The 9,846-nt window shown below is 68.8% G+C and carries 8 protein-coding genes and 2 pseudogenes; 4 read left to right on the forward strand and 6 right to left on the reverse strand.

What is annotated here, in order from left to right; all coding sequences use genetic code 11:
• Positions 1–121: 121 nt before the first annotated feature.
• The 3 genes from AB0I23_RS40405 to AB0I23_RS40420 form a co-directional block, all read right to left on the reverse strand.
• On the reverse strand, positions 122–403 hold the full coding sequence (locus tag AB0I23_RS40405) for a hypothetical protein (RefSeq protein WP_359118166.1): 282 nt from the start codon (positions 401–403) through the stop codon (positions 122–124).
• Positions 404–1,401: 998 nt separating this feature from the next.
• A complete protein-coding gene (locus AB0I23_RS40415) occupies positions 1,402–1,602 on the reverse strand; it encodes a hypothetical protein (RefSeq protein ID WP_359118151.1) in 201 nt (66 codons plus the stop codon).
• Positions 1,603–1,775: 173 nt separating this feature from the next.
• Positions 1,776–1,904 (reverse strand): PmrA, encoded by a 129-nt coding sequence (locus AB0I23_RS40420; protein WP_359118152.1) that lies wholly within the window; start codon positions 1,902–1,904, stop codon positions 1,776–1,778.
• A gap of 115 nt (positions 1,905–2,019) precedes the next feature.
• On the opposite strand from AB0I23_RS40420, the gene AB0I23_RS40425 reads away from it, so the two are divergent.
• Together AB0I23_RS40425 and AB0I23_RS40435 are read left to right on the forward strand one after the other, a co-directional pair.
• Positions 2,020–2,895 carry an ATP-dependent DNA ligase gene (locus tag AB0I23_RS40425; protein WP_359118154.1) on the forward strand — a complete coding sequence of 292 codons (876 nt, stop codon included), beginning with the start codon at positions 2,020–2,022 and terminating at the stop codon, positions 2,893–2,895.
• Positions 2,896–3,420: 525 nt separating this feature from the next.
• A complete protein-coding gene (locus tag AB0I23_RS40435; RefSeq protein ID WP_359118156.1) occupies positions 3,421–5,619 on the forward strand; it encodes a HEAT repeat domain-containing protein in 2,199 nt (732 codons plus the stop codon).
• 54 nt (positions 5,620–5,673) lie between these two features.
• Here the strand turns inward: AB0I23_RS40435 and AB0I23_RS40440 are convergent.
• Positions 5,674–5,961: pseudogene (locus AB0I23_RS40440) on the reverse strand (HNH endonuclease); the annotation flags it as partial.
• A 78-nt stretch (positions 5,962–6,039) separates the two neighbouring features.
• Here AB0I23_RS40440 and AB0I23_RS40445 point away from each other — a divergent pair.
• Entirely contained in the window at positions 6,040–7,392 is a 1,353-nt protein-coding gene (locus AB0I23_RS40445) for a tetratricopeptide repeat protein (RefSeq protein ID WP_359118160.1), read from the forward strand.
• A 153-nt stretch (positions 7,393–7,545) separates the two neighbouring features.
• On the opposite strand, the pseudogene AB0I23_RS40450 reads toward AB0I23_RS40445, so the two are convergent.
• Both AB0I23_RS40450 and AB0I23_RS40460 read right to left on the reverse strand, forming a co-directional pair.
• Positions 7,546–7,821: pseudogene (locus AB0I23_RS40450) on the reverse strand (HNH endonuclease); the annotation flags it as partial.
• Between the two features lie 337 nt (positions 7,822–8,158).
• Positions 8,159–8,578: a transposase family protein gene (locus tag AB0I23_RS40460; RefSeq protein ID WP_359118162.1), complete on the reverse strand. Its 420-nt coding sequence runs from the start codon at positions 8,576–8,578 to the stop codon at positions 8,159–8,161.
• Positions 8,579–8,960: 382 nt separating this feature from the next.
• Between AB0I23_RS40460 and AB0I23_RS40465 the strand changes: the two genes are divergently transcribed.
• The gene (locus tag AB0I23_RS40465) at positions 8,961–9,590 is read left to right on the forward strand and encodes a hypothetical protein (RefSeq protein WP_359118164.1); all 630 of its coding nucleotides are present in this window, start codon (positions 8,961–8,963) and stop codon (positions 9,588–9,590) included.
• Positions 9,591–9,846 lie beyond the last annotated feature (256 nt).

Genomic DNA, 9,846 nt, shown 5'->3' on the forward strand with positions numbered 1-9,846 from the left:
TGCTCATGTTGCTCTTGCCACTCAACCTGGACTGCTTCCTCCGGGACCCATCCGTCCCAGTATCAGGCTGTCCACTTCAGAGGGGGAACTTCAGTAGGCAAAGACTCCAAGGACCCCGCGGTCAGTCGCCGACAAACCACAGATACCGGTGTGACCCCTGCTCAACGACTTGGCACAACTCGCGGGCCTGCCCGACCCAGTCACCGCCGCAAGCGGCCGGGAGCCGGTCGAGTTCCGCCAGCAGCAGCGACACCTGTCGCTGGTTGAAGACCGCATCCCCATAGGGAATCAGGCCCCAGAGCATCGGGAACAGCCCCGGATCCAGATCGCCGAAAGCGGAAGTCCACTGCACCCCGCCCTCGGCCCGGGCCACGACGTCACCACTGTCACCGCGCACCTGCATATCGATCACTCGTCGAGCCTATCGACGCCGACCCCGACCGACGAAGGAATTTACAGCCATGACCTTTCCCCAGGCCCCGGCCCTGCCCGAGGAGCTCGACAAGCTCATGCGTCGCCTTACGAACGCCGGTCCATCGCCGTGACCGGCAACATTCACCCCTCGGGCTTCGACACGATCATGCCGAAGACTCTCGCGGGCGCGAGCACCGACCGCCTCATGTACACGCTCACCTCGTGACCACCTCCGGCGACTCGCATCGCCTCGCCGAGGCCCTCGCCGGGAAGGGAGTGGTCCCCTTGAGCTGACCCACACCCCCAGGAACACCACTGGCCACACGCCTGGGTTTCTGATGGCCACCAGCCTGGACACCCAACGACCACCCACCTGGGCATCTCAATGGCCGTTGACACGCAGCCTGGTCGGCCGGATAGATCGTGACGTACACCGAGGTGCCGGTGCCGCCCGTGGCGGCCGTGTGTGCCGCAGCCCAGTGCACGACCTGGCGGTCGAACGCGGACTCGCCCAGCAGCCGCAGGGCGACAGTGCCTCTGATCCCTTCGGGCTGATCCACTCCACCACCTTCGTGCCTGATCAGTGGGGTGCTCGTTGTTCCCGGCAGGATGGCAGGCACGGGTCACTGGGTGTGCGAGCTCTCGGGTTGCCCCGACTCGGGGGACCACCAGCAGATCGCGGATGATACGGAGCCGGGCGATGTGGTGCTGCGTGAACGCCCGGGCGGTCTTGGCATCGTGGACGGGTTCGTGCGGGAGAGCGTCGACGACATGATGATGGTGGCCCGCTTTTGGTGGGTGGCCAGCGGAGCCCCGTCCACGGTGGCACCGGCGGTGCTTCACGCATCCGGACTTCCGCCCCTCGCGCGGCGGGATACGTGGCCGGTGCGTACGGGCAGCGAGTTGGATGCCGGCGAGTCCGCTTGAGCGGCGTCCCGAGACTGCCATCGTGGCTGTGCGCGACGGTCGTCGCGCACAGCCCTTCTCCTACTCCTCTGTGGCGGGTTCTTCAGCCCCGGTCTCCTCGGCTGCGGGGGGCGCAGGTTCTTCAGCCCCGGTCTCCTCGGCTGCGGGGGTCGGCTCTTCGCCCTCTGCAGGGCCGGCCTCAGTCGTGGCCGGTGACTCCTCGGGGGTGGTCTCCGCCTCTGTTCCTTCGGCCGCAGTGGGCTCCTGCTCGGTGTCGCTCACGTGCTCACCGTCTTCCCGTGCTGACAGGCAGGAAGAGGCTCAGATGTCGCCGCCTGGTCGGACGACCGTCATGATGCGGAATTCACTACTCATGATGTCACCGAACCGCATGATTTGAGGCTTATCGCGAGGCCACCAGGAATACTTCGGACACGTGCCGTAGGCCGCTGTGATCAACCCCGACGGCGGGCGGCGGGGTCGGATGCGGCGACGTGCGCGGCGACCGCGTCGACGCCGGGGCGGGCGTACCGCTCCAGGGAGCAGACGGAGGCGTGACCGGAGCGGGCCAGGGCCAGCAGCATCGGGGTGGAGGTGCCGCACTCGGCGTCATGGGTGAGCGCAGAGTGCCGGAGCAGGAGTAGGCCGTACGGACCGCCCGGCGCGCTCCGGGGGTGTGGGGCTCGCAGGATCGGTTCTGTGGAGTTCCCGATCAAGGTGGCACTGGCCCAGGCGGTTTCGACCCTGCCCGACGGCCCCGGTTGGTGGTTCGAGCCGAAGTTCGACGGTCACAGGTCCGTGCTGCGCCGTACTGACGACACCGTGTTCCTGTATGCCCGGACCGGCAGGGTCGTCACCCAGCACTGGATGGACCTGGCCGTGGCCGGCATGGAACTGCGGCCGGGCACAGTGCTGGACGGGGAGGCAGTGATCTGGCGGGATGACCGGCTCGACTTCGCGGCCGCACAAGCCAGGGCCGCGTCCTCGGTGACTCGGGCGCGTGCCCTGGCAGCCCGGCATCCGGCGTCGTACGTCTGCTGGGACGTGATCCAGCACCCGGACCCGGAGATCGGTGACTGCCGAAGCCGCCCATACATCGAGCGCCGCGCCTACCTGCCGGAGCTCCTCGCCGAGGTCGAGCCGCCGATCGAGGCCGCCCCGGCAACCGATGACCGGGAGGAAGCCCTGCGCTGGCACGAGACGCTCCAGGCGCAGGGCATCGAGGGGATCGTCGCGAAGCGGGGCAGTGCCAGCTATCCGTCGGGGCGCCGCGGGTGGGTGAAGGTGCGGCACCCGGACACGGTCGGCGCGTTGGTCGTCGGGTTCACGGGGCCGCGGCTGCGGCCGCACCACCTGGCCCTCGTGGTGGGGGATGAGGGTGGTCCGGTCCGGTTGTCTGCCCGGCTGGAGCCGGTCCTTGCGGCACTTATCGGATCTGCTCTGACCAGTTCGACCTTGGTGGGAGACCGCCGTGCGCAGGGGGAGACGTACACGCGGGTAGAGACTGACCTGGTCGTCGAGGTGCGGGCCGGGTCGGGCCGGCACGGGACCCTCATCGTGGTCCGGATGCGGTGAGGGTCCCGTGCCGGCCATCGCGGATCTGGTTGATCCGGACCCGGCTCAGGTTCGCGGCGCCCAGCAGTAGCGAGGGTGGAGTGTCCGGCAGAGAAGGCTGCCCGGAGCTTATGGGGCTACCTCGTACTTCACGACGGTGTCGGAGCAGGCCGCTGCGACCTTCTCGAGCGCCAACCGTTCCTTGTCGTCCGCGGCGAGCTTCCAGCGAAGCTTCGTGGCCACCCAGTCAGCGCCGTATGCACTGCGCGGCCGGCGGGAGCCACTCCGACGGGTTCCGGTCTGCCTTGGACCGGTTCGTCTTCGCAGTCATGGTAACCAGGGAACGTTCGGCGTCGAGGTCGTTGGCGTACTGCTCGCGCCGATCCGCATCCCACTTCGAGGCCCCAGCTGGCAGGGAGCGTCATTCGAGATGAGCGGTATTCCCCGAGCGTCGGCGCCTACTGCTTCGGCTCCGTACCTGTCGTGGGACGAGCGTCGTGGTCGTTTCTGTCGGAAGTGTCAGTGCTGCCCGGCATAGTGCCGGTCATGATCAACGACTTGGACAGCATCGGCTGGGCGTCCTTGGAGCATGCCTACGGGCCGGCCGACGACGTGCCGGGATGGTTGCGCAGCATGGTCTCGCCTGACCCCGACGTGCGGAACGAGGCGTTCGGCAACTTCTATGGCGCAGCGCTCCATCAGGGGAGCGTGTATTCGAGCACGGTGGCCAGTCTGCCGTTCCTGTTCGCCATGGCCGACGCCCCTGAGACGCCTGACCGCGGGGAAGTCGTCGCGCTGCTGCTCAGCATCGGGCGGGAAGCGGTCGACGCCGAAGAGATCTACGCCGTCATCTGCGGCCCCGAAGGGGAAGATTCCACGATCTACCCGGACACCGCGAACATGATGCGCGAGCACGCCGACGCCTTCGTCGTCTACTCCGGCGACCCCGACCCGCGGGTGCGCAGGGCGTCGATCGAGGGTCTGGGTCTCTTCCTGGACGATGCCGAACGGGCGGTGGCGCTCCTGCGGGACCGCCTCGCGGAAGAGAGCGGGGTCCCCGAGCGTCTGCTGGTGGTGCGGACGACGGCGGATCTGGCTCTTCGTCTGCCTGCTGCCGCCGCGCCGGCGCGGACGTGGTTCGACGCGTTGGCCGACAGCTGCACGACCGATCCGGACACCCGTCTGGCGGCGCTCGTCCACCGGGCCCGCTGCGCTCCCGAGTCCATCGACGACCAGACGGTGCCGACCACGATCGGACTGCTCCGTCAGGTCACCCCCGCACCTCAGCCCGAACAGGACCAGGCGCGAGGGGACCAGGACCTCTCACGCCCGTGTGCGTGCGAGGCCGAGCCCGAACCCGACCCGAACGTCCCCGAGCATGTCGCCGCCGCCTTCGCCGACCTCGAACGGCACGAACGCGTCCACGCCCCCAGCACCCCTTTGCTGGTCGCCTTCCATGCGGCGCTGGGCACGCGTGTCGAGGACCGGACGGCCCTGCTCGCCGAGCAGTTGTGCAGCCCGGACCCGGGCATCCGGTACGACGCCATCGACATGGCACGCCGTCTGATCACGTCCTTGCGGGGTGATCACACCCGCTTGGTGCGGCTCATCGGCGACTGCCTGCTGCCGCGCGACTCCTACACCGCTGCGGCCGCGGCCGAGGCGCTCGGGTCCCTGGCCGCCCTCGCCGAACCGGCCCGCGAGGCCCTCGCCGCCTACGTCACCGACCACCGCACCACGCACCGGCCCGATGCGTGGGCGAGTCCGCACCGCGTTCTGCGCCGTGCCCACCAGCAGGCCGTCGTGGCGCTGGCCGGCCTCGGAGACGAGCGAGCCCTGCCCAGTCTGCTGGCTGCGCTGGACACCGACACCGATGCCTGGCGCGCCATGAACGCGGTTGGCCATCTGCCGCAGTCCGCCGCGGAACTCACGCCCCGGCTCATCCGCCGCCTCGCCGACGTCGACCACTCCCGGGAGTGGCCCGATGTCAGCCCCACGAGTCTCGCCTCCGCCCTCGCCAAGCTCGGTGATCCGGCGGCCGTGCCCGCACTCACCGCAGCCGTCCAGGCCGCCGTCCAGCACAAGCAATGGCCCACCGCGGAGCCTGTCCTGAAGGCGCTCGCGTCGTTCGGCACCCGCGCCGCATCCGCCCTGGACACCGTCCGCCCCCTCACCGACGCGGACAACGTCTCCCTCCGCACCGCTGCGGCAGGCGCCGTCTGGGAACTCGAACGCCGCCGCGAGAACGCCGTGCCGCTGCTGGAACGCCTCCTCGACGACAACCGGAACTTCGACGCGATCGACCTCGCCGGCCGGATCGGCCCTCCTGCCGCAGCCGTACTGCCGCGCCTGCGACAGATACTGAACGAGCAGGTCGAGCAGAACACGCGCAACGAGCAGAACGGTTCGGCCGTGCTGAACGACTCGTGGCCCCTCGTCCACGTCGCGTCAGCCCTGTGGGACATAGGCGGCACCGGCGAGGCCGACATCGTCGTGCCGGCGCTGCTGGACGCCTGGAAGGACAACGACTCCACCGCGCGTGATGTCGTCGCCTGCCTCAACCGCATGGGCCCGGCCGCACGCCCCGCCCTGCCCCAGATCCAGGCCGCACTCGCACAACCCCATCGCGGCGACCAACGGTGGGGAGGCGCAGTCGCTTTCGACCTCGAGGTCGAGCACACCTGCCGTATCATCCTGGCGCGCCTGCTAGACCTTCCGGACCCCGCGCCGACTGGGGAGGATTAGACCCCGCCCCGTCGGTGTGCAGGGCCCCGAGATGGCCCCGCACACCGACGGGGGCTACGGCGCCGGGGTGTAGTGGACGACGGTCGTCTCGCACGCCTCCGCATACACCTTCAGGGCGTCGGCCTCGGCCTTGTCCGCGGCAAGGCCCCAGCAGAGCTTCGTGGCGGTCCACTCGCCGACGTACCAGCAATGGGCGTCGGGAAGTGGCGGCATCCACTCGGCCGGGTCCTGGTCGGCCTTGCTCCTGTTCGACCGCGCCGTCACGGCGACCAGGCCGGTCGGGGCGTCCTGGTCGATGGCGTACGACTCACGCCGCTTCGCATCCCGGTTCGAGGCCCCAGCTGGTGTGGAGCGTCATTCCAAGTGCGCGATATTCGGAGCTGGAGGCGGTGTCAGGGGGAGGGGCTACGGTACGTCGCTGTGAACGCTACTGATCTTGACTATCGGGTCCGGACGCAGTTTGGCTGCATCCCGCCGCATCTGGTCTCCCGGCTTCTCGAACTCGGCCATGCCGAGAAGGTGGAGTTCTGGGCTGGCCATGGGGAGTGGTTCTGCGCGTGGGAGTGGGCGCGGCTGCTCGGTGAAGAGGGCCGACGGGCTGAGGCGCTGGAGATACTCGCCCCGTACCTTGCTACGGGTTGGTGGACGGCCACCAGGACCACGGCGGAACTGTTGGAGAGCTGGGGGCGGGCCGACGAGGCGATCGTGCTGACCCTAGCTCGTATGGAGGTCGGGCATCCGCTGGCACTGGAGTCCTATGCGCGATTGCTCGCCCGGCACGGCCGGAGCGACGAGGCGTTCACTCTGCTGGAGCCACACATCGACGACTGGTTCCTCGCTGTGGCCCTGGTTGACGTCGCGGAGGGCGCCGGCCGCGACGAGGAGGCCGCAACACTGCTCGCCGCCCGGATCCCGGACGAGCACCGCTGCGACACTCCATGGTGCTGCCGCGGCCTCGATCCCGACACGGCGATCGGCTTGCTTGCCACGATCCGCGAACGCCAGGGCTGCATCGACGAAGCAATCGCCCTGCTCCGCACCCGGGACGCCACGTCGGTCAACGGTCGGGACCAACTGGCCGATCTGCTGGCCCGGCACGACCGAACCGGAGAACTGCATGCCTACGCAGTAACCGAGGAGCTGGGGCGCGCCGCACAGCGGCTCGCAGAACTGCTGGAGGAACGCGGTGACGTGGAGGGCGCGATCACCGTGTACCGGCAGTCCGGCGACTCATCCGTTCGCTGGGGGAACATGACGGTGCAGCTCGCGCACCTCCTGGCACGGCACAGCCGCGGGGATGAGGCGATCGAGGTGATGCGGGCCTTGGCCGATGCCCCTGGCGGGGCCGAGGACTGGATCCTCCACGTGCTCTGCACCCTCTACACCGACCAGGGCCGCCCCGAGGACGGCCTGGCCTGCCTCGACGCCCTCAAGGAACGCCGTGGAGAGGAGGAGTGGGACCTCTTCTGGATACGGCTTCCGCTGATGGCCGCCTGCGACCGGGTCAATGAGGCATTGGAGCGTGCTCGGGCCCATCCCGAGGGCGGCACATCGTACGCGGCGCCGCACATCGCCGAGCTACTCGCCGGCGCCGGACGTACCGAGGAGGCGATCGCGGCCCTGCGTCCCCACGCCCCTGCAAACAGCCACAACCTGGCCGGGTACCTCATTGACCTCGGCCGCATCGAAGAGGCCGTGGCTGTCCTGCATCAGGACAAGCCTCGTCCGCCACAGCCCTCGACCATCGTCTGGAGTGAGGATCCCCCGTTCTGAAGATCTGCCTGGCGCACACCCGAGGGCCGGTCGGCCCGCTGAGTTGACCGCGTCACAAGGGTCCAGCCGCTGAGCAGACTGTTGTTGGCCATCGTGAAGAGCTTCGAGGAGGGCGGTCCAGTCGGAACAGCCGAGGAGCAGGGTGGCGGCCGGTCAGGCGGACGCGGGCTCGTAGCTGAGGAGGGTGGCAGGGCAGTCCTCGGCAAGGCCGAGAAGGGCTTGGCGCTCTGCTTCATCGGCGGCAAGGTCCCAGCGCAGCTTCGTGCCGACCCAGGTCGCGGCGTAGGTGCAGTGGTAGGACGCGTCCGAGGGCAGCCATTCGGCCGGGTCCTTGTCGGCTTTGGAGCGGTTGGAGGCGGCGGTGACGGCGATCAGGGTATCGGGGCTGTCCTGGTCGTTTGCGTACGCCTCGCGCCGGGCCGGGCTCCACGGGGTCTGTTCGACTGGTGGGGAGCGTCGTTCCAACTGTGCTGTATTCGAAACCGCGGGTGGTGTCGGCAAGGTGTCAGGGGCGAGCGCTATGGTGCGTGGCCGTGGACGCTACTGATCTTGACTACCGGGCCCGGACGCGGTCCGGCTGCATTCCGCCGGAGCTGGTCTCGCGGCCAAGGGCTCGGCGTCCCGACCTGGCAACACGTCGACGGGTCGGCGAGCCTCCAGATCCACCAGAATGGTGGCGTACAAGTCGCCCTTGCGTAGTGCGAAGTCGTCCACGCCCAGCTCCCGTACGGGCCCACCCTCCGGTCGGGCGTAGTGCGGAGCAGGTTCAGCAGGGTGTCCTTGGCGACCCGGATGCCCAGCAGCGCGGCCAGACGGGCACCAGGCCGGCGAGTGTGCAGGCGATGGACAGAAGCACCGCCCGCAGCAGCGGGGTCTTGCGAGCGTGAGGCGTGGTCAGCCCTTCGATCTGCTCGGCGAACGTCACCGCTGTGCAGGCGCCGTTAAGGCAGCGGAAACGGCGCACAAGCAGCTCGACGACCACGGCCCTGCCCCCGATCGCCGCGTCCACCAAGCGCCGGAAGTACCGGCCGTGCACCCGCCCCGACGCCCTGGAACAGTGCGGACACCTCGCCCTGGCCGCTCGCGCGTGGGCGTGCAGGACGATCTGGTCCACCGAATGCTGAACGAACTCGACGACACATGAGGAAGAAACGCTTCGAGACTCCGCGAACCGCACGCCTGACATCGTCTCAGGAGGCCTTGGTGTCACGGGGCGGATCACAAGATCTTCGCCAGAGCCGCCGGTTCACCACCCCCACCGGGCGGTGGCTTCCGCTCGCGGCAGACGGGATCGAACTGTTCCGGATCGCGTCGGTCACGGTCGGCCGTTACCGATACCGGGCCGGCACGATCCCCAACCCATGGCAGCCTGCGAACCCCCGCCTGACGGCAGAGACCGTGGAGAGCCCGTTGCGTTGAGAGGCGCACGGCGGGTTCGGCGAGAGGTCCGGAGAAACGGACCGGGAGCAATCCCGGCACCGCGCTCCGGGCCTACTCAGCGAGGTGGGGCAGATAGAGTCGCCCAGCAAAGTGAGAGGTGCGTGACGGTGGGATCAACGGGGTTGTGGGTGGTTGGTGTCATCCCTGATGAGGAGGCCGGGGCGCTGCCGGATCAATTCATCCATCTCGTGCAGCCGGGCGACTGGGCCAGGCCGCCCGGTTACGGCGAGACGCTTGCCTGGTGGTCGAATGGCGGCGACCGGGAGCCCTTCTTCGAGCACCCCGTGGATCCTTCCGGGCCGTTGACGCCCACGCCCGCCGCTCAGCGATTCGCGGACTTCATCCACAACGTGAACGCGGCCACCGACGCTGCAGAAGCCATGCGTGACGCGAGCATGAGCCTCATGCCCGAGACAGAAGGTGCCGGCCTGTTCGTCGCGGTTGCCCGCAAGGCGAGCCCGGCCGCGGCTCTGTGCTATGGCCTCGGTGCGGAAGGAACCGCCATGCTCCCAGGTTGGTTCGGCGACTTTCTGCTGTCTGCCGATGACGTGATCACCGCCCTCCCTCGGGCCGAGGAAGCCCTCCGCCTCTCCAGCACGCGGCGAAGCGAGGTCCTTTCCCGTATCACCTCCTGGATAACCGCGATGGGCGACGCCCCCGGCTTCGATGCGGCAGAACTCATCGACGCGCCCCTGCGGGCACTTCTCTTTGCCGCAGAGACCGGATCTGGCGCCGCCGCATTCAGCCGGTGGTACTGACCGCGATCCAGATGGGCTCTGGGAACGTACGAAGCGCACTGTCACTCACCCGACGTGAGCACGCGTCACAAGATCAGCGACGGAGCCGATGGACGTGCCCAGTTGGACGACGGTGTGAGTGTCAGCTCAAGCTCGCGCCATGCCGAGGCCCTCGTTGTCCGGGAGCGCCTGCCGCTCACCGACGTACTCCAGTCCCTCTGCCTCCTCGGCGTACTCGTCGAGCAGGGGCTGTCTTTCTGCCGGCCAGAACCAGAGA

The organism is Streptomyces atratus, assembly GCF_040655115.1.
GTDB classification, from domain to species: Bacteria; Actinomycetota; Actinomycetes; order Streptomycetales; family Streptomycetaceae; genus Streptomyces; species Streptomyces atratus_D.